At 66.0% G+C, this 25,140-nt stretch carries 28 protein-coding genes; 13 read left to right on the top strand and 15 right to left on the bottom strand.

From position 1 onward, the window contains the following. Positions 1–9: 9 nt before the first annotated feature. Positions 10–1,686, top strand: coding sequence for an ABC1 kinase family protein (locus tag ACHZD8_RS15825; protein WP_394771422.1), 1,677 nt, complete (start codon positions 10–12; stop codon positions 1,684–1,686). 15 nt (positions 1,687–1,701) lie between these two features. Here ACHZD8_RS15825 and ACHZD8_RS15820 read toward each other — a convergent pair whose 3' ends face one another. From ACHZD8_RS15820 to ACHZD8_RS15810, 3 genes are all read right to left on the bottom strand, one after another. Further along, positions 1,702–2,343 (bottom strand): winged helix-turn-helix transcriptional regulator, encoded by a 642-nt coding sequence (locus tag ACHZD8_RS15820; RefSeq protein WP_394771383.1) that lies wholly within the window; start codon positions 2,341–2,343, stop codon positions 1,702–1,704. An 18-nt stretch (positions 2,344–2,361) separates the two neighbouring features. Continuing rightward, entirely contained in the window at positions 2,362–2,796 is a 435-nt protein-coding gene (locus ACHZD8_RS15815; protein WP_394771421.1) for a VOC family protein, read from the bottom strand. A 127-nt stretch (positions 2,797–2,923) separates the two neighbouring features. Beyond that, on the bottom strand, positions 2,924–3,247 hold the full coding sequence (locus ACHZD8_RS15810; RefSeq protein ID WP_394771382.1) for a VOC family protein: 324 nt from the start codon (positions 3,245–3,247) through the stop codon (positions 2,924–2,926). 326 nt (positions 3,248–3,573) lie between these two features. On the opposite strand from ACHZD8_RS15810, the gene ACHZD8_RS15805 reads away from it, so the two are divergent. Continuing rightward, positions 3,574–4,347, top strand: a complete 774-nt coding sequence (locus tag ACHZD8_RS15805; RefSeq protein WP_394771381.1) for an SDR family oxidoreductase — start codon at positions 3,574–3,576, stop codon at positions 4,345–4,347. Continuing rightward, on the top strand, positions 4,347–4,994 hold the full coding sequence (locus tag ACHZD8_RS15800; RefSeq protein WP_394771380.1) for a TetR/AcrR family transcriptional regulator: 648 nt from the start codon (positions 4,347–4,349) through the stop codon (positions 4,992–4,994). Before ACHZD8_RS15805 ends, ACHZD8_RS15800 begins: the two co-directional genes overlap by 1 nt. A 17-nt stretch (positions 4,995–5,011) precedes the next feature. On the opposite strand, the gene ACHZD8_RS15795 is transcribed toward ACHZD8_RS15800, so the two are convergent. Genes ACHZD8_RS15795 through ACHZD8_RS15785 form a run of 3 tightly spaced genes read right to left on the bottom strand, consistent with a single transcriptional unit; the run spans position 5,012 to position 8,905 of the window. Beyond that, positions 5,012–6,616, bottom strand: a complete 1,605-nt coding sequence (locus ACHZD8_RS15795) for a long-chain fatty acid--CoA ligase (RefSeq protein WP_394771420.1) — start codon at positions 6,614–6,616, stop codon at positions 5,012–5,014. 28 nt (positions 6,617–6,644) lie between these two features. Continuing rightward, positions 6,645–7,868, bottom strand: coding sequence for an acyl-CoA dehydrogenase family protein (locus ACHZD8_RS15790; RefSeq protein ID WP_394771419.1), 1,224 nt, complete (start codon positions 7,866–7,868; stop codon positions 6,645–6,647). Next, positions 7,868–8,905, bottom strand: coding sequence for a phosphotransferase family protein (locus ACHZD8_RS15785; protein WP_394771379.1), 1,038 nt, complete (start codon positions 8,903–8,905; stop codon positions 7,868–7,870). The genes ACHZD8_RS15790 and ACHZD8_RS15785 overlap by 1 nt, the downstream gene beginning before the upstream one ends. Positions 8,906–8,984: 79 nt before the next feature. On the opposite strand from ACHZD8_RS15785, the gene ACHZD8_RS15780 reads away from it, so the two are divergent. Both ACHZD8_RS15780 and ACHZD8_RS15775 read left to right on the top strand, forming a co-directional pair. Further along, positions 8,985–10,010, top strand: coding sequence for an NADP-dependent oxidoreductase (locus ACHZD8_RS15780; protein WP_394771418.1), 1,026 nt, complete (start codon positions 8,985–8,987; stop codon positions 10,008–10,010). Between the two features lie 2 nt (positions 10,011–10,012). Further along, on the top strand, positions 10,013–10,870 hold the full coding sequence (locus ACHZD8_RS15775) for a 3-hydroxyacyl-CoA dehydrogenase (protein ID WP_394771417.1): 858 nt from the start codon (positions 10,013–10,015) through the stop codon (positions 10,868–10,870). Between the two features lie 39 nt (positions 10,871–10,909). On the opposite strand, the gene ACHZD8_RS15770 is transcribed toward ACHZD8_RS15775, so the two are convergent. Continuing rightward, positions 10,910–12,196 carry a DJ-1/PfpI family protein gene (locus ACHZD8_RS15770; RefSeq protein WP_394771378.1) on the bottom strand — a complete coding sequence of 429 codons (1,287 nt, stop codon included), beginning with the start codon at positions 12,194–12,196 and terminating at the stop codon, positions 10,910–10,912. 113 nt (positions 12,197–12,309) lie between these two features. On the opposite strand from ACHZD8_RS15770, the gene ACHZD8_RS15765 reads away from it, so the two are divergent. Next, the gene (locus ACHZD8_RS15765; RefSeq protein WP_394771377.1) at positions 12,310–13,269 is read left to right on the top strand and encodes a GlxA family transcriptional regulator; all 960 of its coding nucleotides are present in this window, start codon (positions 12,310–12,312) and stop codon (positions 13,267–13,269) included. A gap of 63 nt (positions 13,270–13,332) precedes the next feature. On the opposite strand, the gene ACHZD8_RS15760 is transcribed toward ACHZD8_RS15765, so the two are convergent. Further along, positions 13,333–13,854 (bottom strand): MarR family winged helix-turn-helix transcriptional regulator, encoded by a 522-nt coding sequence (locus ACHZD8_RS15760; protein ID WP_394771376.1) that lies wholly within the window; start codon positions 13,852–13,854, stop codon positions 13,333–13,335. Positions 13,855–13,917: 63 nt separating this feature from the next. Between ACHZD8_RS15760 and ACHZD8_RS15755 the strand changes: the two genes are divergently transcribed. After that, entirely contained in the window at positions 13,918–14,283 is a 366-nt protein-coding gene (locus ACHZD8_RS15755; RefSeq protein WP_394771375.1) for a VOC family protein, read from the top strand. Positions 14,284–14,344: 61 nt separating this feature from the next. Further along, positions 14,345–14,938, top strand: coding sequence for a GNAT family N-acetyltransferase (locus ACHZD8_RS15750; RefSeq protein WP_394771374.1), 594 nt, complete (start codon positions 14,345–14,347; stop codon positions 14,936–14,938). Positions 14,939–14,954: 16 nt separating this feature from the next. On the opposite strand, the gene ACHZD8_RS15745 is transcribed toward ACHZD8_RS15750, so the two are convergent. Then, positions 14,955–15,716, bottom strand: coding sequence for an SDR family NAD(P)-dependent oxidoreductase (locus ACHZD8_RS15745; protein ID WP_394771373.1), 762 nt, complete (start codon positions 15,714–15,716; stop codon positions 14,955–14,957). Positions 15,717–15,810: 94 nt separating this feature from the next. On the opposite strand from ACHZD8_RS15745, the gene ACHZD8_RS15740 reads away from it, so the two are divergent. Both ACHZD8_RS15740 and ACHZD8_RS15735 read left to right on the top strand, forming a co-directional pair. After that, positions 15,811–16,410 carry a TetR/AcrR family transcriptional regulator gene (locus ACHZD8_RS15740; protein ID WP_394771372.1) on the top strand — a complete coding sequence of 200 codons (600 nt, stop codon included), beginning with the start codon at positions 15,811–15,813 and terminating at the stop codon, positions 16,408–16,410. A gap of 84 nt (positions 16,411–16,494) precedes the next feature. Continuing rightward, positions 16,495–16,854: a DUF2200 domain-containing protein gene (locus ACHZD8_RS15735; RefSeq protein WP_394771371.1), complete on the top strand. Its 360-nt coding sequence runs from the start codon at positions 16,495–16,497 to the stop codon at positions 16,852–16,854. 136 nt (positions 16,855–16,990) lie between these two features. Here ACHZD8_RS15735 and ACHZD8_RS15730 read toward each other — a convergent pair whose 3' ends face one another. The 6 genes from ACHZD8_RS15730 to ACHZD8_RS15705 all read right to left on the bottom strand — a co-directional run bounded on the left by ACHZD8_RS15730 (position 16,991) and on the right by ACHZD8_RS15705 (position 21,334). After that, positions 16,991–17,254 carry a hypothetical protein gene (locus ACHZD8_RS15730; RefSeq protein ID WP_394771370.1) on the bottom strand — a complete coding sequence of 88 codons (264 nt, stop codon included), beginning with the start codon at positions 17,252–17,254 and terminating at the stop codon, positions 16,991–16,993. A 46-nt stretch (positions 17,255–17,300) separates the two neighbouring features. Continuing rightward, a complete protein-coding gene (locus ACHZD8_RS15725) occupies positions 17,301–17,903 on the bottom strand; it encodes a DUF305 domain-containing protein (RefSeq protein ID WP_394771369.1) in 603 nt (200 codons plus the stop codon). 67 nt (positions 17,904–17,970) lie between these two features. Further along, positions 17,971–18,414, bottom strand: a complete 444-nt coding sequence (locus ACHZD8_RS15720; RefSeq protein ID WP_394771368.1) for a DUF6153 family protein — start codon at positions 18,412–18,414, stop codon at positions 17,971–17,973. Continuing rightward, positions 18,411–20,663: a heavy metal translocating P-type ATPase gene (locus ACHZD8_RS15715; protein WP_394771367.1), complete on the bottom strand. Its 2,253-nt coding sequence runs from the start codon at positions 20,661–20,663 to the stop codon at positions 18,411–18,413. Before ACHZD8_RS15715 ends, ACHZD8_RS15720 begins: the two co-directional genes overlap by 4 nt. A gap of 2 nt (positions 20,664–20,665) precedes the next feature. Continuing rightward, positions 20,666–20,989, bottom strand: a complete 324-nt coding sequence (locus ACHZD8_RS15710) for a heavy-metal-associated domain-containing protein (protein ID WP_394771366.1) — start codon at positions 20,987–20,989, stop codon at positions 20,666–20,668. A 63-nt stretch (positions 20,990–21,052) separates the two neighbouring features. Then, a complete protein-coding gene (locus tag ACHZD8_RS15705; RefSeq protein WP_394771365.1) occupies positions 21,053–21,334 on the bottom strand; it encodes a metal-sensitive transcriptional regulator in 282 nt (93 codons plus the stop codon). Between the two features lie 637 nt (positions 21,335–21,971). Between ACHZD8_RS15705 and ACHZD8_RS15700 the strand changes: the two genes are divergently transcribed. From ACHZD8_RS15700 to ACHZD8_RS15690, 3 genes are read left to right on the top strand one after another with little or no spacing between them, the layout of a single operon-like run. Then, the gene (locus ACHZD8_RS15700) at positions 21,972–23,132 is read left to right on the top strand and encodes a mandelate racemase/muconate lactonizing enzyme family protein (RefSeq protein WP_394771364.1); all 1,161 of its coding nucleotides are present in this window, start codon (positions 21,972–21,974) and stop codon (positions 23,130–23,132) included. After that, a complete protein-coding gene (locus ACHZD8_RS15695; RefSeq protein ID WP_394771363.1) occupies positions 23,132–24,091 on the top strand; it encodes an MBL fold metallo-hydrolase in 960 nt (319 codons plus the stop codon). The genes ACHZD8_RS15700 and ACHZD8_RS15695 overlap by 1 nt, the downstream gene beginning before the upstream one ends. Beyond that, the gene (locus tag ACHZD8_RS15690) at positions 24,088–25,140 is read left to right on the top strand and encodes a Gfo/Idh/MocA family protein (protein WP_394771362.1); all 1,053 of its coding nucleotides are present in this window, start codon (positions 24,088–24,090) and stop codon (positions 25,138–25,140) included. Before ACHZD8_RS15695 ends, ACHZD8_RS15690 begins: the two co-directional genes overlap by 4 nt.

Here is a 25,140-nt window from a genome sequence, read left to right as displayed (position 1 = left end):
GTCGGGAACATGCGCGCCCGCTCCCGCAGGATCCTGCGGTTCGCCGCCCGCTACCTTGCGCAGACCTGGTGGTTCGAGTTGTTCCTGCCGCGGATCGGGCTCGCGCGGGTTGCGGCACGGGGCCGATCGGCGCGCCTGCAGCGGATCGCGCAGCACTTCCACGTGCTCGCCGTCGAGCTCGGCGGGCTCATGATCAAGGTCGGCCAGTTCATGTCGTCGCGGCTTGACGTGCTGCCGCCGGAGATCACCAAGGAGCTCGAGGGCCTGCAGGACGAGGTTCCCGCGGTGCCGTTCCCGGCGATCCGTGCCCTCGCCGAGGCGGAGCTGGGGGTGACCCTCGAGCGGGCTTTCTCGTACATCGATCCGACGCCACTGGCCGCGGCATCCCTCGGTCAGGTGCACCGCGCCCGGCTCTCGGAAATGGATGCCGCGGAGACGGGCCTGCTCGACGTCGTGGTGAAGATTCAGCGACCGGGCATCGGGATGATCGTCGATGTCGATCTCAGCGCCCTGCGCCGGGTCGCCGGCTGGCTCAGCCGCGTGCGTCTCGTCGCGGATCGGGTGGACGTGCCGGCCCTCGTGGAGGAGTTCGCGTTCACGAGCCTCGAGGAGATCGACTACCTGCACGAGGCGGCCGGCGCCGAGCGCTTCGATCAGAGCTTCGCCGCCGACCCCCGGGTCAGCGTTCCCGAGCTGGTCTGGGAGCGCACGACGCGGCGGGTGCTGACCCTGCAGGACGTGACCGCCATCAAGATCAACGATGTCGACGGGCTGAGGGCGGCCGGCATCGACCCGTCCCAGGTGGCCAACGACTTCGCGGCCGTCATGTTCGACCAGCTCTTCGTGCACGGCTACTTCCACGCCGACCCGCACCCCGGCAACATCTTCGTCACTCCCCTCGCCGGCGCGGTCGGTGGTCGGACCTGGAAATTCACTTTCGTCGACTTCGGGATGATGGGCGAGGTACCCGACGTTCTGCGCCAGGGCCTTCGAAAGCTTCTCATCGCCGCCGCGTCTCGCGACGGCAAGGGGATGGTGGACGGCATCCGGCAGGTGGGGGTGCTTCTGCCGACCGCCGACACCGCCGAGCTCGAGCGAGCGATGACCAAGCTGTTCGCCCGCTTCGGCGGAATGGGTTTCGCGGAGCTCCAGGAGGTCGACCCGAGGGAGTTCCGGGCCTTCGCCGTCGAGTTCGCCGACGTTGTGCGCTCGCTGCCCTTTCAACTTCCGGAGAACTTTCTCCTCATCGTGCGCGCGATGTCGCTGACCTCGGGGATGTGCAGCTCCCTCGACCCCGCCTTCAACATCTGGAATGCGGTCGAGCCGTACTCGGCCCAGCTGATCCGCACCGAGGGCGGAAACCTCGTGCAGGCGTTCGCGAGGCAGGCGGTGTCGGTCGCGGGCATCGTTGCGCGGCTGCCCCAACGGCTCGACAACCTCGCCACTCAGATCGACGAGGGCAGGGTCTCGGTGCAGTCGCCCCGGCTCGAGCGTCGCCTGGTCAGCATCGAGCGAACCGGGCGCCAGATCATCTCGGCGATCCTCTTCGGCGCCCTGCTGGTGGGCGGCATCCTGCTTCGGACCCAGGATGTCGTGTTCGGAACCGTGCTCATCGTCGTTTCTGCGCTCCCGCTGCTTCACGCCCTCTTCGCTGGCGTGATCTCGCGGCGCGGACCCCTGCCCTGACTCAGACGCCCTAAGTCAGGCGGCGAGGTGGAACGTGCTCGCGAACCGGTCGAGCAGGTCGCCGGGCCCGTGCAGCACCTCGACCACGCCGGTCGCGATCGCGCGGCGCGGGGTGAGCTCGCCGGAGATGAGCCGACGGATGTCCGCCCCGGCGGCGAAGGCGAGGTCGGCCGGGCCGTCCCCGCGCCGCACCTCGAGGGCGGATCCGTCCACCCGGATGAACAACTCCGCCGGCCCCAGGCGCGCCGCATAGGCGGTCGGCGGCAGACTCGCCGCCACCTGCTGCCGGAACGCGGTTCGGAGGTCCATGGTCATCGAGTCCGGGGTGATGACCTGCTCCTCGCGCGGATCGCCCAACGCCTTGAACCCCCAGGCCCCGAGCGCGAGCACGACCGGGTCGAGCTCGCGACCGTAGGCCGTCAGCTCGTAGACGATCACCCGCGAGTGCGGCGCGCGTCGGATCACGCCCGCCGCCTGCAACTCCTTCAGCCGCGCCGTCAGGATGTTGCTCGGGATGCGGGGCAGCCCGGCGGCGAGCTCGCCGTAGCGGCGCGGCCCCACGAGCAGGTCGCGAACGATGAGCATGGCCCAGCGCTCGCCCACGAGCTCAAGGGCGCGCGTGACGCCGCCGTACTGCCCGTAGTCGCGCGCGGCCATCTGACTTCCGTTCCGGCCTCAGGCCTGCTGGTTCGCGAAGGCCTCGGGACCCTGCTCGACGGCGACCGGATCCATCCAGCCGAACTCGAGGAAGTTGCCGTCGGGGTCGGTGAGCTGGCGCTGGTACATGAAGCCGTAGTCCGTGGCGGGCTGCGGCTCCGCGCCCCCGGCGGCAAGGCCGTCCGCGACGGCCTTGTCGACCGCCTCGCGGGTGTCGAGGAAGATAGCGGTCGCCACCGAGGGGTTCACGGCCGGGTCGCCGATCGGAAGGTCGGTGAAGGTCTGGAAGAACTCCCGAACCAGGATCATGAAGTAGCTGTGGCCGTCCTCGACGACGACGCAGGCCGCGTTGTGATCCGTGAACAGCGGGTTGATGGTGAATCCGAGCGCCGTGTAGAACGCCTTCGCGCGGTCCAGGTCGGTCACCGGCAGGTTGACGAACATTTGGGGCATCATGGTCTCCTCTCGTGGTCCGCTTTGGGACGAGACCTACACTTGCAAAAAACAAGTGAATCGTCAAGACCCCCGTCTCAACGCCGGGGTGCGGCCCACCTCTGAACGAAGTCTCGGCGCTCGACGCTCACGAGGGATCCGCCCGCTGCGTAAGCTCGTACACTCCCCCATCAGGGGCGCGGAAGTGTTGCCAGCTGGGTCCGGCATCCCCCAGCAACTCGACCCCGTGCCGCTTGAGCTCTTCGGTCGCCTCCTTCAGATCGTCGACAATGAATCCGACCACCGGGCCGGTCGTCAGGTGGTCCTTGCCGGCGAACCCCTCGCCGAAGACCTCTACCTGGCTGCCGTCCTTGAGGTCGAACGCCCAGAAGTCGGCTTCGGTGTGGCTACTCTCCAACCCGAGCACGTCCTGGAAGAACCGGGCCAGTTCCTCGGCCTTTCCCGTGCGCACCCCGCCCAACCGATACCGCGTATTTCCACTGGACCCTCCTCCTTGCCGCAGCGTTGCTGCCCACGCAGCCACTCACCATCAGGAATCCACGCTACCGAGTTGATGCCCTCCTTGCCGGTCGGCAGAAGGTCACAACCGGCCACCGGCCACGGCCCGGCGACTGAGGGTCGGTGAGCGAGTCGTGCGAATCGCGACTTGCGCTTCACCAACGACATAACAGCACCAAAGGGATCGTTGCCGCCGCAGGGGGTCGTAGAATCGGTCATACCAACCGGTCGGAACTGGGCAAATAGTTGCGACCAGGGCCTATGCCAAAGGGAGCACCAATGGGTCGATTCGACGGTCGAACAGCACTTGTCACGGGGGCCAGCCGCGGCATCGGTCTAGCGATCGCTCAACGATTGGTAGACGAGGGTGCGCGCGTCGTCATCACGGCCCGGGGGCAGGAGACGCTCGAGGCTGCGGTCGCCCAACTGAGCAGTTCGGCGCCGGCGGGCCCGGCTCGTGTAGGTCCAGCCGCGGTAATCGGCATCGCCGGCAGGGCCGACAGCGCTGAACATCGCGCCGAGGTCTTCCAGCGAATTGCCATCGAGTTCGGGCCACTCGACTACCTCGTCAACAACGCGGGGATCAATCCCGCCTACGGCAGCCTCGCCGAGATCGGCGAAGATGCAGCACGCAAGATCTTCGAGGTCAACGTGCTCGGAACTCTCGCGTGGAGTCGCGAGGCGGTCGTCGCGGGGCTCACGACAGCCATCGTCAATATCGCTTCTATCGCTGGCGTCACGGCGGCTCCCGGAATCGCGATGTACGGGGTCTCGAAGGCGGCGCTCATCAATCTGACTGCGCAGCATGCCTTCGAGCTCGCGCCGAACATCCGGGTCAATGCGGTCGCGCCTGCGGTCATCAAGACCGACTTCGCACGCGCACTCTACGAGGGCCGCGAACAGCAGGTCGCCGACGCGTATCCTCTCAAGCGCCTCGGCCTGCCGGCGGATGTCGCGGGACCGGTGTGCTTCCTGCTCTCCGATGACGCTGCCTGGATCACTGGGCAGACCATCATCATCGATGGGGGCGGCACCCTCTCCCCGAGGCTGTGATGGACGATGATTCGACCAGGGACGATGCTGTGACGATGGGCGGCCTCGAGGCAGAGCACAATCTGACGGCCGGAGAGGCGTCGATTCTCACGAAGCTCACGCAGGCGTCAGTGCAGCTCTTCGCTGATCGGGGCTATAGCCAGACCAGCGTGCAGCAGATTGTGGATGCCGCCGGCGTGACGAAGGGCGCTCTGTACCACTATTTCAAGTCGAAGGATGATCTCCTCTTCGGCATCTACGACCGGCTCCTGTCTCTCCAGCGCGCGAACCTCGACGAGATCGTCGGCCGTGGACTCTGCGCTGAAGCGACGGTTCGGCTCGTCTGCGAAGACGTCATCGTCACCTCGATCGATGGCCTTCACGAGGCGACGGTGTTCTTCCGCTCGCAGTACATGCTGAGCCCGGCGAGGCAGACAGAGGTCAAGCGGCGACGGCGCGAGTACAACGACGCGTTCGAGGCGATCCTCCTGCAGGGGCAGGCCGAGGGCGTTTTTCGTGACGACATCCCTCGCCAACTCTTGATCGCGAATTTCTTCTCGGATGCGCACTACCTGTCGCAGTGGTATTCGCCGGGCGGGCGGCTCTCGAAGGAGCAGGTCGCCGGCGAGCTCACGGACCTCTATCTGGCGGGACTGAAGACGACCTGACCGAAACCACGAGCCGATCAGACCGAGTACGTTGCCTGCAGTTCGCGTTTCAGCACTTTTCCGCTTGCACCGAGCGGCATCGAATCGAGAAAGACCACTCGGCGCGGATACTTGTATGCCGCCTCATGCTCGCGTGCGTAGGCGATGACCTCATCTTCGGTGAGCTCGCTTCCCGGTGACCGCACGATTGCCGCAACCACTTCCTGCCCATGCGAGGCATCGGCGACACCGAAGACTGCGACCTCAGCCACTCCGTCGAGGCGCGCGATCACGTTCTCGACCTCGGTCGGATACACGTTGTAGCCGTTGCGAACGATCATGTCCTTCTTACGATCGACGATGGTGATGCGGTCATCCTCACCCTTTGTTCCCAGGTCCCCCGTACGAAACCACCCGTCGACAATCGACTCGCGATTTGCCGCGTCGTTGTGCAGGTAGCCCTTGAATAGGGCGTGTCCGCGCACGACAACCTCGCCCAGCTCACCTCGCGGAACAAACTCAATGGCGCCTTCGAGTTCGGCGTTCGCGATCTCGACGTCGACGCCCCAGATTGGTCTGCCCACCGTGCCGGGGACCGGCATGTCCCTGGTGTGGTTGAAGGTCACGCTCGGGGATGTTTCGGTGAGGCCATAACCCTCGTGCACGGGAGCATGGAACACCTCCTGGAACTTCTCGAGCACCGCGAGTGGTATCGCCGCGCCGCCAGAGATGCAGAACCGCATTGTCGGGCGCGCATCAGTGCGCGTCGCGGCATCCAGGAGGGCGATGAACATCATCGGGACACCGGCGAATACCGTGCAATTGTTCTTGACCAGTTGCGCGAGCACATCATCTGGTTCGAATCTGGGGATGAGAAGGATGGCCGCACCACGACGGAAGCCGACGTTCATCACGCATGACTGGCCAAAAGTGTGGAATAAGGGTAGGCCGCCGAAAAGGATGTCGTCCTCACGCATGTCGAAGCTGTCGATCAGGGCAATGTTGACCTGCTCCACGAGCGCAAGATGGCTGCCGACCGCACCCTTCGGCCTACCTGTCGTGCCACTTGTGTAGAGAATGGTCGCGGCGTCCAAAGGATTGACCGATTCGTACCGCTCCAGCGACTGAGTATCCCGTGCCTCATCTTCAAGGCGCGGTACCGGTATCTGGTCGAGCATGCTGTCTGGAACAAGAACGGTCACCGCTGGGATCCCCGCCAGGGCAGCGCCCTTGCCGCCTTCAGCGAGCAACGGCGCCGCAATCACAAAGAGCTTCGCTTCGCTATCGCGCAGGATGTAGTGGATCTCCTCTGCCTTCAGTAGGGAATGGATCGGCACCGCTATCGCGCCAAGCGCGAGGATCGCGTAGTACACGCGCGGAAAGTCAGTGACATTGGGAACGAGCATGGCGACGCGATCGCCCCGGCCGACCCCGCGTGCGCGCAGTGCACCCGCGTAGGCCAATGCCTGGGCCCACAACTGCGAATAAGTCGTCACGGTGTCGCCCATGATGACCGCTGCGCGATCGGGAAAGCGGCGTGCGGGCTCCGCGAGGATCGCCGCGACCGACAGCGAGCCGAAGCCACGGGATGTGACCGGGTCGATCTCGGTCTCGGAGGTGAGGACGCTGTCGGGATCGTTCATCATTGAACTCCTTGTGTGGATGGGCTGTCTATCGCGCGAGCTCGGCGCGGCCGAGGGAACTGAGGTGGACTTCGTCTGGACCGTCTGCCAGTCGCAGCGCCCGCGCGCCGGCCGCGAATTCGGCTAACGGAAGATCACTCGACAGCCCCGCCGCGCCGAAGACCTGCATCATTCGATCGATAATCTTCTCAACCATGCGCGGGACCGCGATCTTGATGGCCTGGATCTCGGAGTGCGCAGCGCGGTTGCCGACGGTATCCATGAGCCACGCGGTCTTCAGCACGAGAAGCCGATTCGCTTCGATCTCGACCCGTGCTTCGGCAAACCACTCGCGGATGACGCCCTGCTCAGCAAGCGGTCGGCCGAAGGCGACGCGCGAGTTCGCCCGCTCGCGTCCGAGCTCGAGGGCTCGTTCAGCAGCCCCAATGAGGCGCATGCAATGGTGGATGCGACCGGGCCCGAGCCGTGCCTGCGCCATCGCGAACCCTTCACCCTCCGCCCCGAGCAGGTTTCCCACAGGCACTCGCACGCCCTCAAATCGAATCTCGGCGTGGCCACCATGGTCGCGGTCGTCATATCCGAAGACGGTCAGGGGCCGAACTATCGTGATGCCGGGAGTGTGCCGCGGCACCAGAATCATGCTCTGCTGGCGGTGCCTTTCGGCGGCAGGATCGGTCTTCCCCATGACGATGAACAGCTTCGCATCGGGGCTCATCGCTCCGGTCGACCACCACTTCGTGCCGCTGATCACGTATTCCGTGCCATCGGCGCTGCGGGTGATGGACGTCTGGATGTTCGTGGCATCCGACGACGCCGCGTCCGGCTCGGTCATGCAGAACGATGACCGGATGCTCGAATCCAGCAACGGTTGCAGCCACAGCTTCTTCTGGTCATCGGTCGCGTAAGCACTCAGCAGCTCCATGTTGCCCGTGTCGGGGGCGGAGCAATTGGTCGCCACCGGTGCGAGCTTCGGGCTGCGACCCAGCAACTCGCACAGCGGCGCGTACTGCAGGTTCGTGAGCCCGGCACCCTCGCCCCTGCCTGCAGCGCCACCGGGCAGGAACAGGTTCCACAAGCCACGAGCGCGGGCCTGCGCCTGAAGTTCGCCGACTATAGGTTGCTGCGACCAGATATCCGGATTGGCCAAGAGCTGCCCCTCAAGCACGCGCTCGGCCGGGTAGACGCAGTCATCCATGAACGACTTCAGTGTGGCGGTGAGCTCGACCGTCCTTGGGTCGGGTGCGAAGTCCATCACTGGCCATCCAGGTAGCGCAGCCCGGTGCGCGCGAGCGGCGTGACGAGCCGCCCGATCTGGTCGAAGCCGGCGCCGACGGTCTGACCAGCCTGGTACCGGTAGTGGATGCCTTCGAGAATCACCGCGAGCTTGAAGGCCGCCATTGCGATATACCACGGCAGTTCGGGCAAGGTCATCCCGACCGTGGCGGAGTACTCCTCGACCAACTCTTCGAAACTCGGGTAGCCATCTTCGGCCCAGACGGATGATGGCACAGCGCCCCGCGGCACGTCCGGGTAGTTGTTGATGTTCCAGTACAGGCCGAGCAGCCCGAGGTCGGTGAGCGAGTCGCCGAGCGTCGCCATCTCCCAATCGAGGATTGCCCTCAAGTGCGGCGTTCCTTCGACGTCATGCACGAGCGCGTTGTCGAGCCGATAGTCGCCGTGCAGGATCGACGAGCGCTGGGTCTGCGGGATGCCCCCGCGCAGCTTCAGCTGCAGCTCATCAAGTTCGCGCAAGCTGCGGCTGCGTGAACCGTCGTATTGCGTGCCCCAGCGCTCCACCTGTCGCGTGAGGAATCCGGCCGGACGCCCGAAGTCGCCGAGCCCTATTTCGGCGGGGACTATCGAGTGCAGGTGAGCGAGGGTGCGCACCAACTCCAAACTCAGCTCGCGGAGTTGCCCGGGTTCGTACCCGGCGTTGTCCCTGCGGGACGTGAACGTTCGACCTTCGACGCGCTGCATCAGATAGAAGGGCGCATCAACCCCGGCGTCCGGATCATCGACAAACAGCACCGCCCGCGGCACGGGAACCCCCGTTGCGCCGAGCGCCGAGATGACCCGGAACTCGCGCTGCATGTCGTGGGCGGTGGCCTGCACGTGCCCCAACGGCGGGCGGCGAAGCACGAGCGGCTGGGATGTCGCCTCGAGCGCATAGGTCAGGTTACTTCTGCCGCCGGCGATGAGGGTCGCGCCGAGTGGCTGATCGCCAAGGAGCTGGGGCTGGTTGCGCAGCATCCATTGCTCAAGCTCGCGAACGTCCAACCCTGGCAGCATTCAGCAATCATACCGACCATCCGGTATGTGTCGCGTGTAATGTTTGTGCTGCGAGATCGGCACGATCAAGGGAGATCACATGACAGAGCACGCCGCCGTGAGCAGGCAATGGAAGCTTGTGCGTCAGCCCGTCGGAACGCCGGTGCTCGAAGACTTCAGGTACGAGACCGTGACGCTGCCGCCGCTTGAGCCGGGCGAGGTTCGGGTCGCCAACGAGTTCCTGTCTGTGGACCCCTATATGCGCGGGCGCATGAATGACATGGAGTCGTACATCCCGCCGTTTGAACTGGACAAGGCGATGCTGGGTGGCGCTGTGGGTCGTGTCATCGAATCGCGTTCGCCTGACCTTGCCGAGGGCGACCTTGTCGAGCACATGAAGGGGTGGCGGGATGTCGCCCAAGGCACGTCGCGCGAGTTCTCCCTGCGGCGTGAACTCGAGGGGCTGCCCTCCTCCGTCTATCTCGGACCGCTGGGCGTTCCGGCACTGACCGCCTGGATCGGGCTTTTCGTCATCGCAGAAATGAAGCCCGGCGAGTCGGTCTTCGTGTCTGGTGCAGCGGGTGCCGTCGGCACGGCAGTCGGCCAACTCGCGCGACTTCATGGGTCGTCCCGCGTGGTCGGCAGCGCCGGGACCGCGGCGAAGGTCGATCTGCTGCAGGGCAAGTATGGCTACGACGCCGCCTTCAACTACAAGGACGGCAAGATCTCTCGTCAGCTCGGCGCCGCAGCGCCCGACGGCATTGACGTGTACTTCGATAACGTCGGCGGCGAGCATCTCGAGGCTGCGATCTACTCGATGAACAGGGGCGGGCGGGCGGCGATCTGCGGTTCGATTTCGAGCTACAACGCCGAGAGCATGCCGCAAGGACCACGGAACCTGTGGATGCTCACCACCAAGTCGCTCACGCTGAAGGGCTTCACGATTCCGAGCCTCATGGATCAGTACCTCGAGCCGTTCCTCCAGGAGATCGCGCCACTCGTCGCATCAGGCGAATTCGTCTGGGATGAGACCCTCGTCGAGGGAATCGACAACGCGTTTGAGGCATTCGACGGGCTCATGCGCGGGGCCAACACCGGCAAGATGCTCGTGCGGATTGGACAGTGAACATGGCAAAAATTGCGAAAGTGACCGTGCTCGGCACCGGCGTCCTCGGCTCCCAGATCGCATTCCAGGCCGCGTACTTCGGCTACGACGTTATCGCGTACGACATCAGCGACGAGGTTCTCGAGACGGCCAAACGCCGTTTCGCCGGGCTCGCAAAGGCCTACAAGGCCGACAAGATCATGGCGGCAAGCGATCTGCAGGCGGATGCAGCACTCGAGCACCTCACACTGACATCCAACCTGACTGAGGCCGTCGCTGACGCCGATCTCGTCATCGAAGCCGTTCCCGAAATCCTTGCGGTCAAGCGGGAAACGTACACGAGGCTGAGCCAGCTTGCCCCGGCGAAAACGATCTTCGCCACCAACTCCTCCACGCTGCTGCCGAGCGACATGAAGGCCTTCACGGGGCGTCCCGAGAAGTTCTTGGCCCTGCATTACGCCAACCAGGTGTGGCGTTACAACACCGCCGAGATCATGGGCACGACGGATACCGACCCGGCCGTTTACGCTGCCGTCGTCGAATTCGCGATCGGGAGTGGGCTCATCCCGATCGAGCTGAAGAAGGAGAAGGCCGGGTATGTTCTGAATTCCCTTCTGGTGCCGCTCCTGACCGCAGCAGCCGGACTCCTCCAGGGCGGATACGCGGATGTCGACACGATCGACAAGACCTGGCGCATCGCGACCGGCACGTTGTCTGGTCCGTTTCAGATTTATGACCTGATCGGGCTGAATACCGCCTACAACGTCGCGCTGGCCAGCAGTGACCCGCGCATGCAGTCGTGGGCGGTCTTCCTCAAAGAGACCTACATCGATAAGGGCAAGCTCGGCATGGCGAGCGGCGAGGGCTTCTACAAGTACTGAGTTGGCGCGAACACTCCCGAGAGGGCGGCATCAATTGACTCACTTCCAGGCGGCGTTCTTGCGGCGGCGCGCCCAACGGAGGATCGTGCTCGGCAGCATCCCGATGCCGACCGCGAGAGCGAGACTGACAAGCAACAGAATCGGGGTGCGTGCTTGTGCGGTCAGCGGCGCCACATCCAGTGTGACCCGCGCGATGGGGTACTCGATCATCTTGGAGACTGAGTGCACGACGGACGAGCTGGCGCTGTTCGATAGCTGTTCGAAGGCGGCATCGAAGCCCTGTTCAGTGCCCGGCTCCCCGAGTCGGCCCGCAACCACCGTGGCCGTCGCGTTCTTGAGCAATGAGGTCTTCACGACGAGGCCGTGCCTCGTCGTCACGAAGCCGGTGGCCGACAGCGCTGAGGTCGTGGCTCCCTGGGAGTAGCCATAGACCTCGAAGATCGCGGCTGCGTCTATCTCGTCCACACCATCACGCAGTTCAACCGCGAAGTTCGGTCGCCCCCACGGAAAGGCCGTGTTCCCCAGGAACGCGGTGTCCTCGAGTCCAAACCGTTTCACGGGCATCGCGGTCGGGGCGTTCAGCCTCCATCCCGGGTAGCGGATGGACTCGCCGACGCGCCGTGCCTCCGCCTCGCCGGCCATATCGGCGATGACCCTGAGCGCGCCGGGGATGCCGGACGTGACGCCACCGGTGGTGGTGACCCGTCCGTCTTGAACGTAGCGCTGCCCGGTGACCCACGAGACCTCGGGGTTGGAGATCTTGAGGGCGGCGATTCTGGACCAGTGGGATGTTGCCTGAAGCCCGTCAAGCACACCGGAAGCGGCGAGCAGTCGGGAACCAGCGCAGACGCCGAGGATGCGAGCGCCCGCGCGATATCGGCCGATGATGAACTCTCGCGCCGCGGCTTCCTCCGGCTCCGCCGGACCGTTCACGGCGGGTACCACCACCAGGTCGGGCGCGGGCGCGGCGCCCGAGTCGACCTCCGCGAAGGTGTGGGTCGGCATGATCGACATCCCCCCGTCGACGGCCGCCGCACCGGCGGATGCCGCAATCGTGTAGACGAAGAACCGGGGAGAGCTGGCCAGCACGTCATAGGGGGCGAGGACGTCGGCGGTGTCGGATCCTGATCGGCCCAGGACCACAGCGACGACGAACTGACCGTCGCTCGGCGCGCTTCTGGGCTCCGGCGACTCGGACCCGGCGTTCGCCGCGGATGCCGTCTCCCCGCCGGATTGTGACAGTCCGGCGACGACGATGGCGGCGAGGGTGGCGAGGGTAAGAACGACGGCCAGTGCGATACTGCCGATGCGACGGGCGATCTTCAACGTGATGGCTTCCTGGTCGGCTCGTGACGATGGGGCGATGTCTTCACGGTAGAGTTCGCTCGCCGACCCACCTAGGACGCACTGTTGACGATTTCGGCCACGAGGAAGAACCAGTGAGCGAACCACGCATTGTGATCGTCGGATTCCCGTCCGCCCAGATCCTCGATATCACCGGGCCGCTCGAGGTCTTCTCCACGGCGTCGCGCTTCCTGGCCATTCCCCGGTATGACACGCGGCTGGTGAGTACCCATGGTGGGCCGGTGTTGTCGACGAGCGGCCTGGAGTTCGCGACCACCCCGATCGACGAGGTGGTCGGTGAAATCGACACCCTCGTGGTGTCGGGCGGAAGAGACATGGACGACGCGGCGAGGGATTCGAAGCTGGTCGACAACATCCGGCGACTGGCTTCGCAATCCCGCCGGGTGACATCCGTCTGTTCGGGGGCGTTCCTGTTGGCGGCCGCGGGACTCCTGGACGGCCGCCGTGCGACCACCCACTGGGCCGAGTGCGACATGCTCGCGCGGGCCTACCCCGAGGTCTCCATCGAGCCCGATTCCATCTACGTGCAGGACGGCAACGTCTGGACCTCGGCCGGCGTCACCGCCGGAATCGACCTCGCACTGGCGCTCGTCGCCGACGATCACGGGCGCACGGCTGCCGCGACCGTCGCGCGGCGCCTCGTGGTCTACCTCCGTCGCTCGGGAGGCCAGGCGCAGTTCTCCGCACTGCTGGCCGCGCAGTCCGCAAACCACGAACCACTCCGCGACCTACTGGACTGGGTGCCCGACAACCTCACCGCCGATCTCTCCATCCCCGCGATGGCGTCTCGCGCCCACCTGTCGGATCGTCAGTTCAGCCGCGTGTTCAAGTCCGAGGTGGGCATCACGCCGGCCGAGCACGTGGAGGCGGTGCGCATGGAGGCGGCGTGCGGGCTTCTCGAGACGACGCTCATGGCGATGGAGGAGATCGCTCGCGCCTGCGGGTTCGGCACCCCCGAGACGATGAATCGAGCGTTCCGCCGACGTCTCAACACCACCCCGAGCGACCACCGGCGTCATTTCGGCGCCGCCTGATTGCGCCGACCGCGCCAGGCCCGCCGACCGGCAGATCGAACGCGGTGCGGTGGGCTTCACCGGTTACTGCAGATCGCTGGTGGCGCTCCCGAGCGACTCCATGCAATTCGTCAGGAGCTGTTCGAGCTGAACCTGCTGATTGGCGTCGAGACCGCTCCGCATTCGGTGTTCGACGGCCTTCACTGCGGCGCTCGCGATCGCGAGTTGTTGGCGACCGGGCGCGGTCAGCTCGGTGGGGAGGATGCGCCCCACTGGCGGGCGGTCGGGGCGGGTGACGAGTCCGTCGCGTTCCATGGCGTGCAGGAGGGTGTTCATGGATTGCCGGGTGACGAAGGTGCCGCGGGCCAGTTCGGAGTTTGACAGCCCCGGTCGTTGGGCCAGCAGTTCCAGGCACGCGTACTGGGTGATCGTCATGCCCAGCGGTCGCAAGACGGCGTCCATCGCGACGTGCAGAACGCTGGCGGCCTGCTTGAGCAGATAGCCCAGCGAGCTGTCGAGGTCGAGGCCGTCGCCCGAGCGGTTCGCGTGATCACGGCCGGTGTCGGTCGGCGGGGAATCGCGTCGGACTGTGTCGTCTTGACTCATGTCAGTAGTCTGACATAGTCTTTTCATGTCAGATATCTGACACAACCCAAGGAGAGCCTCCCCATGCCCGTCACCGGACCCGATTTCATTTCCCTGCAAGTGCGCGACCTGGCGCGATCCGCCGCCTTTTACGAGCGGTTCCTCGGGCTCACCCGGCGACCGGGACCTCCGCACGCGGTGGTCTTCGACACCAAACCGGTCGCGTTCGCGGTTCGCGACGTGGTCGCGGGCGTCGACCTGGACTCCATCCCGCAGCCCGGCCAGGGAATGGCGCTGTGGATGCACGCCACCGAGGTTCAGGCCATCCACGACGCCCTCGCCGAGGCCGGCATGCCGATCGTGCTCGCCCCGATGGATGGGCCGTTCGGGCGCACCTTCACCTTTGCCGACCCGGACGGATATCAGATCACCCTGCACGACCGGGCCTGATCGGCGGTTCTCCAGCGGGCGAGCCCTTGTTCAGGTCGGTGGGACCTAGCAGAATAAAGCCATGGCCGACGCCCATGTGATCAAGCCGCTGACCCCGGAGACCTTTTCGGCGTGGCTCGCCCTGGCGGAGAAGCACAACGGGGTGTGGGGCGGCTGCTACTGCTCGTACTTCCACGGCGACACCGCCGAGACGGTCAAGAGCGACTACGACGGGCCGACGTTCAAACGGCGGCTCGTGCAGGAGGGAGTCGCCCACGCGGCGCTCGTGTTCGAGGGCGACGCCGCCATCGCCTGGTGTGAATACGGCAGCCCGCAGGAACTCCCTCGCATCTACCACCGCAAGCAGTACGACGCCGGCGAGGAACATCCCGCACCGTGGCGCATCACCTGCTTCTTCGTCGACCGCGACCACCGGCGTTCCGGCGTGGCCTACGAGGCTCTCGAGGGTGCGCTGCAGCTGATCTCGTCGGCAGGCGGCGGCGAGGTGGTGTCGTTCCCCAACGAGCTCGAGCCCGGCAAGAGGACCTCATCCTCGTTCCTCCACAACGGAACCCGTGCGATGTTCGAGCAGGCCGGCTTCACATTCGAGCGTCACATCGGCAAGAGCAAGACCGTGATGCGGAAGACGATGGCCCCGGCCGGTGGTGGCGCATGACGCGGCACACCCGACGTCACTTCAGGACCTGCGCGTCCCCTCCGTCGACGAAGACCTCCGCCCCGGTCATGAAGCTGGCCTGGTCTGAGGCGAGAAAGAGCACGGCGTTCGCCACTTCGGCCGGTGTCCCCATGCGGCCGAGAGGTATCTTCGCCGCCATCCCGGCCAGAAGCGCCTGTTCGCGTACCGGGTCGCCGCCGGCGATCCCACGGATGCCGGGCGTGTCCGTGGGCCCGGGCGTGATCGTGTTGACCCGGATCCCTCGCGGCGCCAGTTCTGCCGCCCACACTCTGGTGAGCTGCCTCACGGCGGCCTTCGAGGCGGAGTAGACCCCGAATCCGATGTGGCCGCGACTCGCCGAGGTCGACCCGGTGATGACGATCGAGCCTCCGTCGGACATCAGGGGAAGGGCCTTTTGCACCGTGAACAGCGTGCCCCGCACGTTCGCCCCGAAGACCTTTTCGTACATCCCGACGGTGATGTCGTCGATGGCCACAACCCCCGAACCTCCGCCCGCATTGGCGAACAGGGTGTCAACGCGTCCCGCTTCATTCCGTACCGTCTCGAATACGCGGTCGAGGTCGTCGAGGTTCGAGACGTCCGCCTGGATGCCGGCGGCGCGATCGCCCAGGGACGTCACCGCGGCATCCAGTTGCGCCTGGCGACGCCCGACGATGAAGACGCGAGCTCCCTCCTCGATGAATCGCTTCGCCGTCGCCAGACCGATTCCGCTGCTCCCCCCGGTCACTACCGCCGTCTTGCCGTCGAGCTGGCCCATGGTTCTCCTGACTTCGTGGAGCGTGGCAGTTCACGTCCCGCGCCCCACCCTTGCTTAACTGGACCGATCGGTCAAGTTAAGTTAGATTGAGCACATGGGACGCCAACGAACTTTCAGCGAGATCGATGTCTTGACCGCCGTGGAGAAGTCTTTCTGGAGCAAGGGCTACGCCTCCACCAGCCTCGGCGACATCATGGTCGCGACCGGTCTGGGCAAGGGCAGCATCTACTCGGCCTTCGGTGACAAGTACGGAATCTTCCGACGGGTGTTCGATCGCTATTGCGAGACGGTGGAACTCTCGACGGCCACCGCCCTCGCCGGACCGGACGAGTCGGCTCTCCAGCGCCTGGTCGACATGCTCCTTCGCGCCGCCTCTCGCGCGGGAGGCGACGAGCCGCTGTTGGCCTGCTTTCTCGCGAAAACGACGGCCGAACTCGCGCAGACCGATGCGGAGGTGGCGGCGCGGTCCCGGCAGGCCTTCGACACGATAGGCCAGAGCATCATCGCTTGCGTCGAACAGGCCCAGCGCACCGGCGACATCGATCCCACCGCGGACAGCACTCGCCTGGGTCGTCACATTCTCGTGACCCTCCGCGGAATCGAAGCCCTCGTGGAGGCGGGCGTACCGAGCGATGTCGTCGTCGACGCCGCATCCGTGACCATCGATGTGCTCCGTTCGGGCGGATCGACGTAGGGTTGCGAGCTCCTGGTGGCAATGGCCCGTGGACTGTTCTGGGCCTCGTTGCCGGCGGCATCCCTCCCGCCTACTCTGGACGCTATGAGCAAGTTCTTCGACATGCCCGTCGCCAAGGTGTATCCGCTCTACGTGGCGAGGCTGGAGCGCAAGGGCCGCACTCGGGCCGAGCTCGACGAGGTGATCGAGTGGCTCACCGGCTTCGACGAGCCCACGGTGCAGCGGCTCGTTGCCGACGGCACGACATTCGATCAGTTCTTCGCCCGGGCCCACCTCAACCCGAACGTCGCGCTTATCACCGGAGTGATCTGCGGTGTGCGGGTAGAGCTGATCGAGGACCCGCTTCTGCAGAAGATCCGGTACCTCGACAAACTCGTGGACGAGCTCGCCCACGGCAAGACGATGGAGAAGGTACTGCGGGTGCCGAGCGCGGCGACGCGGTGACCCGCGGGCGGTGAACCTGCCGGCGCCACCAGCTCGATCGACACGCGCGGCAGCGTTTCAGCGTCGAAGGTCATCGTGACGAAGGCTGATTTGCCGGATCTGAGCGCCGCCCTGCCGGGCGCTCTCGTCAGGGGGCTCAGTGCTCATCCAGCGCTTTCGCGCTGAGCGCCAGACTTGCCGCGAGGAGTTGGTGTTGGCGGGCAGGGTCGGCGATGCAACCGGCGATGGGGAACGATCCGGTGCGGTTTTGGAAGTAGGTGCCGCCGGCTCGAAGGGCGGGGTCCGCGAAGATGTCAGCGAGTTGCGTGCCGACAGCCGCCGCTGTGCGAATTGACTGGGCGAAGAACGGCTTCATGATGGTGCGGATGATTGCGACACCGCTGACACCGGCAGCGGCCATGGCGGGGCGAACGCGAGACCGATCCTCGCGCCCACCCCGACCGGTCCTACCGGAGAGCGCTGAGCATGTCTGCCATTTCGACGATCTCGGCCGACTGGCCCGTGATGATCGCTCTGGCCAGCCCGATGGCGTCGGCGTTCTCGCCCTCGCTTATCTCGGTCTTGGCCATCGTGATCGCACCCTGATGGTGCGTCATCATCTGCGTGAGGAACAGCTTCGAAGCATCGGTGCCGCCTGCCGCCGCGAGGGCGGCCATGTCGTCGTCGGACATCATCCCGGAGTCCATGCCGGACATGCCGGACATCGAACCCATCGGACGGCCCCAGGCCTTCAACCATGCGGTCATCTCGGTGATCTCCGGAGCTTGGGCCGCCTTGATCCGCGTAGCGAGGTCGACGACCTTCTGGTCGATTCCGGCTTTGCCGAGGATCATGTCGGACATTTCGATTGCTTGCTCGTGATGCGGAATCATATCCATCGCCAATTCGACATCCGAGTCGTTGAAGGCTCCCCTGTTTTCGACGGGTGACGGTGAGGAGGATGTGCTGTGGTTCATCCCGCCCATCGTCGTCGTCGCGGAGCATGCGGACAGGGCGATGGCGGTGGCAAGCACACCGATGACGGCCAGGGTGGGGCGTAGGGGTGACATAGGTTTCTTCCAATCAGTTGTGGGTGCGTTCGGCGCGCGGAAGTGCCCGGAAGTTCGGCGCGCTGAATCACGTTCTGCTGATGGAGAGTGCGTTCAAATCGGGTGGGGGTGGAATCGCGGCGACGGCGACCGCGACGAGTGCACGCCACCGGGCCCGCAACGCGGTATGGAACATCGACCACTGACGGGAGGCCGAGATCGCAAGCACGAGGGCCGAGAAGAGCAATGCGAGCACGCAGGCCATGCTCGCCATGCTGTGACCCGGGTCGCACATTCCGGTGCATTCGCCGGACACCTCACGCTGGGTGGGGGACATCGTGCCGTGATCACTGTGGATGGTCATGTCCGAGGACATCGCCGAACCCGATTTGCTGTGCCCGTCGAAGGCAGACGAGATGGTGTGCATCGCCAGTAATCCAACGAGCACCCCGCCGACCAGAGCCAGGAGCAGGATGGTGCGGCCGAGTGCGCCCCGCTGCACCGCCAGCCTTCGAAGACCCGACAGGGTCATGGGCGCGCCAACCGGGGGGAGGCCGCGGGTGCGAACCTGCGCAGCCGCAGGCTGTTCGTGACGACGAACACCGAGGAGAACGCCATCGCCGCGCCGGCGAGCAGCGGATTGAGCAGGCCGAGCATCGCGATCGGGAGCGCCGCCACGTTGTAGGCGAACGCCCAGAACAGGTTTCCCTTGATGACGGAAAGGGTGCGGCGGGACAGCCGCACCGCATCGGCGACCACGAGCAAGTCGCCGCTGACGACGGTGATGTCGCTTGCCGCGATCGCCGCGTCGGTGCCGGTGCCCATGGCGATGCCGAGATCGGCGGCGGCGAGAGCTGCCGAATCGTTGACGCCGTCGCCGACCATGGCCACAACGTGCCCCTGCGCCTGCAGGGCGCGGATGACATCCAGCTTCCCCCGCGGTGTCACGGCAGCGTGCACGTCGTCAATGCCGACCTCGCGGGCGACCGCTTGCGCCGCGCCGCTGTTATCACCGGTCAGCAGCACCGGGCGGAGGCCCAGAGCTCGAAGGCGGCTGATGGCCAACGAACTTGATGGCTTGACGCTGTCGCGCACGGTGATCATGCCGCGAAGGGCGCCGTCCCAGGCGACGGCAACGACGGTCGAGCCGTTCGCCTCGTCATCCTCGACCAGCGAGACGTCGTCCGTACTGAGTGGGATGGACCAGGATTCGGAGAGCCAGCTCGCCGTGCCCGCCAGCACCAGATGCCCGTGGACGATCGCCTGCACCCCGTGACCGGGGTGGGAGGCGAACGACTCGACCTCCGCGAATTCGACCCCAGCGGCGTGAGCGTGCTCAACGATTGCGCGGCCGACGGGATGTTCCGATGGATGTTCGACCGCCGCGGACATCGCGAGAAGAGTCCCGGGGTCGGTATCGCCCACGGTCCGCGTCGAGGCGACCGTCATCGTCCCGGAGGTGACGGTGCCCGTCTTGTCGAGCACGATCGTGTCGACCACGCGGGTTTGTTCGAGCACCTGGGGGCCGCGGATGATGATGCCCAACTGTGACCCGCGGCCCGTACCCACAAGCAGGGCGGTCGGTGTCGCCAGGCCGAGTGCGCACGGGCACGCGATGATCAGGGTCGCGACCGCTGCCGTGAACGCCTGCTCGATCGTGCCGCCGACAACCAGCCATCCGACGAACGCGAGACCGGACAGGCCGATGACAACCGGCACGAACACGGCCGATACGCGATCGGCCAGTCGCTGGGCTTCGGCCTTGCCCGTCTGCGCGTCCTCGACCATCCGCGCTATTCGCGCCAACTCAGTGTCTGCGCCGATGCGCGTGACTTCGACGACCAGTCGCCCACCGACGTTGACCGTGGCCCCCACAACGCGATCTCCCGGGCCGACCTCCGCCGGCATGGATTCGCCCGTCAGCATGCTGAGGTCGACCGCGGACATCCCGTCGGTCACGAGACCATCGGTGGCGATCTTCTCGCCGGGGCGAACGACGAACGTGTCGCCGACGACGAGGGATGCCGCGGCCACTCGTGACTCGATGCCGTCGCGGATGATCGTGGTGTCTTTGGCTCCGAGTTCGAGCAGGGCCCGAAGGGCAGCTCCCGACTGCTTCTTGGCGCGGGCCTCGATGTACCGCCCGCCCAGGATGAAGACGGTGACAGCGGAGGCGACCTCGAGGTAGATCTCACTCGCACCCGAGCTCGCCGACGACAGCAGCATGAAGGTCATGTGCATGCCGGGCATGCCCGCCGTGCCGAAGAAGAGCGCGTAGAGCGACCACCCGAACGCGGCCACAACCCCGACGCTGATGAGAGTGTCCATGGTCGTCGCTCCATGGCGCAGGTTCACGGCTGCCGCTCGGTGGAACGGCCAGGCCCCCCACACGACCACGGGGGCGGCCAGCGTGAGCGCCAACCATTGCCAGTTCGTGAACTGCAACGCCGGGACCATCGACAGCAGCACGACCGGCGTTGCGAGCGATGCGGAGACGATCAGGCGGCGGCGGAGTTCGGCGGTTTCCCGATCGATCGGCGGCGCACCGCCATCCGCTTTCTCCACCAGCGGTGCCGGTTCGGCCGCCGTGTAGCCGGCGGCCTCGACGGCGGCGATGAGTGTTGAAACACCCACGCCGTCAGCTGTGACGCGGGCCTTCTCGGTGGCGTAGTTGACCGTCGCGGTGACTCCGTCGATGCGGTTGAGCTTGCGCTCGATCCGTGTCGCGCAGGAGGCGCACGTCATCCCCCTGATGTCGAGATCCACCTCGGTCATGCTCATGGCTAGACGGCGACCAAGACGTAGCCGGCCTCGGCCACGGCGTCGCGAACCTGATCGACCGGCACCGGGTGACTGCTGACGACCATGATGCGGGATGCCCCGCCCGCGTGCAGCTCTACGCTGACGCTGTCGACTCCCGTCAGGGCGGAAACCTCTTCGGTCACGCTGGCGACACAGTGGCTACAGGTCATCCCCTCGACGAGGTAGTGCTCCCGGATCATCTGGGCGCCGCGCTCCACGTGGATGGCATGCTGTGAAGCCGCATGTGAGTCCGTTGCGCACGCACACGCATGGTTCTTGTCGGTCAGGCCGAGATCATTGTCCATTGGGCTGGTGTTACACATAGTGGTTGCTCCTGAACCTGGTCGATGGGTGGTTGATGTGTGCCCTCAGGACCGCACGAGGCGGGCTATCGCGGCGGATGCTTCGCGGATCTTGTCGTCGGCCACGGCGCCGCCTTCGCGAGCGGCCTCGGCCACACAGTGGGCAAGGTGATCGCCCAGCAGCGCCAACGCCACATTCTCCAGTGCCTTCGTCGCTGCGGACACCTGGGTGAGAATGTCGATGCAGTAGGTGTCCTCCTCGACCATGCGGTGGATGCCGCGGACCTGGCCTTCGGCGCGGCGGAGCCGCTTCAACAGGTCCTCCTTGTCGTGTGCGTACCCGACCATGACGGCCCCTTTCATCGATACCCCTATGGGGTATCCAACCTATGAGTCGGGAAGTGTGTTGTCAAACCCGGAGTCCCCGTGAACGGGCGTCGCCGCCACGGCCCTTCTGCCTGGGCTCACGATGCGCCCGGAGGGATTTGAACCACCGACCTGTTGATCCGTGGTCGAAGGTCGTCTCCCCGGAACTATGCGGAAGTCGCCAGAATCCCCGCAAAACACCGGGACTGCGCGCGACTGCGATGCCGCGAGCTGACGACGATGTTCTCCACGTCTGGTGCGATGTGGGCACGCTCTCCAACGCGTACCTCGCCGCGGCAGGGAGGTCTTGCGTCAGTTCAGTCATCGCCGCCCACCTTCGTTGACACGACGAACTCGCTCCGGTCCCGGCGAGCGCAGCCCCACGCCGCATCCACCGCGAGATCAGACTCTTGATCGGTGGTCTCCTGGAACAGATTGCCGAACTGGGCTGCGCCGAGCCGAGTTCGGTCAATGCCGGTGCGCGACAGAGCCTTCGTCTCTGCATCGAGATCTCCTGGGTTGTCGACTGTGTTTCGGTCAGCCTATCCGCTGGAGAACATGTGATGTATGCTGTTTATGGCGTCCAGGCGCCGCTCCACCGCGACCCATCAAGGACGATATGAAGATCACGGGCTACCACCGTCTGCGTACCTACCGTGACTGGGGGCGCCCGGTCGGCGACGTCAACGGAACCATCGACTCCGGGGTGACGGAGGTGCCGATGGTCATCCTCGAAACCGATGAGGGCATCAGTGGTGTCGGCATCGGCTCCGATCACGGCATCGACGACCTCTTCCCCGCCCTCGAGGGTGAGGACCCGCGCGGCGTGTCCGCTCTCTACGACCGGATGCTCGCGCACGTGTTCAAGGCGGGCCACGGTGGTGCGACCTTCGGCGGCATCGGCACACTCGACGCCGCTCTCTGGGACCTGAAGGCGAAGGCGGCCGGCGAACCTCTCTGGCGCCTGCTCGGAGCGCGGGACCGATTCGTTCCCGGGTACGCGTCGGGGCTCGACATCGCGCTGGACGACGAGACACTCGCCTCCTTCTACCGCTCGATGGCCGAACGCGGATTCACCGCCGGCAAGCTGAAGGGCGGCCGCGACATCGACGCCGACATCCGCCGCCTCGGAATCATCGCCGCCGAACTCGGTCCCAACAGCGCCCGGCCCGCGCTCATGCTCGACGCCAACGAATCCTGGAACCTCAAGCAGGCCGTTCGTTACGTCTCGAGGATCGAGGAGACGCTCGACCTCACCTGGATCGAGGAGCCGCTGCGCCGGTGGGATGCCGCGGGCCATGCCCGGCTCTCGTCGAGCATCAAAGCCGCAGTGGCCACCGGCGAGAACCTCACCGGGCTCGAGCAGTACTCCGCTCTGTTCGACCAGGGAGCCGTCGACGTCGTGCAGGCGGGTGCGGTCTGGGGGGTCACCCACTTCCTGCGGGTCGCGTACGCGGCACATTCGCGCAACCTCCCGGTCAGTCCCGTCGGGCTGACGGCGAATCCTTCGGTCGCCCATGCCGCGGCATCCGTGCCCAACCACCTCTCGGCCGAAGTGCAGGATCTCGGAACGCCTTTCGGGATCTCCGTCGACGAGCACTACGCGGACGGCGGCATCGTGCTCGGGGACGAGCCCGGTGCCGGGCTCACGATCGACGAGCCGGCCATCCTGGCTGACCAGCGCCTCGCGCCGTGGATCACCGCCGACGGACCGCACGTGCGATCACCGCGCGCCGGGCTGCGCCTGCTCGCCGATGAGCCGACCATGGCGCCGCGCTGATGCAACTTCGACCCGGTCTCTGGCGCATCGAGGCGCCCCTCGGTGATCGATTCATCGCCATGTACCTGCTCGCGGGTTCCCAGCGTGCGCTGCTGTTCGACACCGGAATCACCGCGAGCGTCGAAGAGACCCTCCTGCCCTACCTCGAACGGATCGGGTTCGGACTAGACCGCCTCACCTGGGTGATCAGTTCGCACTGCGATTTCGACCACGTCGGCGGCAACGCGGCCCTGCTTGGGGCGGCCCCGCACGTCCAACTGCTCGCCGGTGCGCTGGACGTCCCCCTCGCCGAAGACCTCCAGGTGCTCATCGACGAGCGATACGGGGAGTTCCGCACAAGCGACGGCTTCGACGATCCGCCGGAGACCACCGCCTACATCCGCCAGGTCGCGTCGGTCGCCCCGGTGGCCGGGTCACTCGCCGGGGGCGAGACGTTCGACCTCGGGGACCGCATCATCCGGGTGCTCCACACTCCCGGTCACAGCGACGGCCACCTCTCCCTGTGGGACGAGACCAATTCCGCGCTCATCATCGCCGATGCCGCGCTCGGCGCCAGCGTGCTGACGGCGGACGGCCACCCGGCGTTTCCGCCGACCTATCGCGACACCGATCCGTATCTCGACACCGTGCGGCAGTTCAGGGGGCTCGCCCCCGGCCTGCTGCTGACCGCGCACTACCCCGTCTACGAGGGAGCGGCCGTGTCTCGATTCCTCGAGGAGACCGAGGCCTACACCGAGACGCTGGATGCCGCGCTGAATGCCGAGCTCGACCTCGCGGCCGTGCCGTTGACGAGTCTCGACCTCATCCACCGGATCGCCCCGCGAGTCGGCCAGTGGAGTGCCGGAGCCAGCGAGTACCTCATCTTTCCCGTCACCGGCAATCTCGAGCGCATGGTCGAACGCGGCAGCGTCACCGTGGGCACCGACGCCGGCGGCATCCGAACGTGGGCCCGCGCATGAGTCGCGTGCGAGTCGGGGCCATCGGCGCCGGCTGGTGGGCGACGAGCAACCACTTTCCCCTTCTTGCCGATCGCGACGACGTCGAGCTCGTCGGCGTCTGCGGACTCGGTCCGCAGCTCGGCGACGTGCGTGACAGATTCGGCTTCGGGCTCGCCACTGAGAGCATCGACGAGCTGCTCGATTCCGGCCTCGATGCGGTGCTCGTCACCACGCCCCACGACCTGCACTTCGATGTCGCGACTCGGGCGCTCGAACGTGGTCTGCACGTGCTGTGCGAGAAGCCGATGACCCTGCGTGCCGACCAGGCCTGGAGCCTCGTCGAAGCGACCAAGCGCGCCGGCACCCACCTTCTCGTCCCCTACGGCTGGAACTACAAGCCGTTCACGATCGAAGCCAAGCGGATGCTCGACGAAGGCCTCGTGGGGGACATCCAGTTCGCCGTCTGCACCATGGCCTCGCCGACGCGCGGGCTGTTCGGCGGGGACCCGACCCACATGCTCGAGCGCTGGAGTTCCGAGACGAAGCCGGAGCTCAGCACCTGGGCCGATCCGCGTCACGGCGGAGGCTACGCGCACGGCCAGGTGACCCACTCGTCCGCCCTCTTCTTCTGGCTCACCGGACTTCGAGCGGCGACCGTCGCCGGCCGGGTCGTCAACGCCGGTTCGGCCGTCGATCTGTTCGACGCGGCGGTCGTGCGCTTCGACGGCGGAGCGCTCGGTGCCCTCTCCGGCGCTGCAACCCTGGCGGACGGTGACAAATACCAGATCGACATCCGCATCTTCGGCAGCGAGGGGGTGCTGATGATCGACACCGAGCGTGAGCGGGTCTCGTTGAGCCGGTACGACGGGCAGCGCGTCGACGTCGCGATCGCTCCCGGCGAGGGCGACTACGAATGCCTCGTGCCCCCGGTGCGGTTCATCGAACTCATCACCGGCGCGAGCACCCAGAACAACAGCACCGCTGAGATCGCGGCTCGCTCGGTCGAACTTATCGAGGGGCTCCTCCGCTCGTCTGCTGCCGACGGCACGGAGGTGCGCGTTCATGACTGA

This window comes from Lacisediminihabitans sp., from assembly GCF_043726815.1.
Taxonomy (GTDB): Bacteria; Actinomycetota; Actinomycetes; order Actinomycetales; family Microbacteriaceae; genus Lacisediminihabitans.
This window is presented reverse-complemented; position numbering and strand designations above follow the sequence as displayed.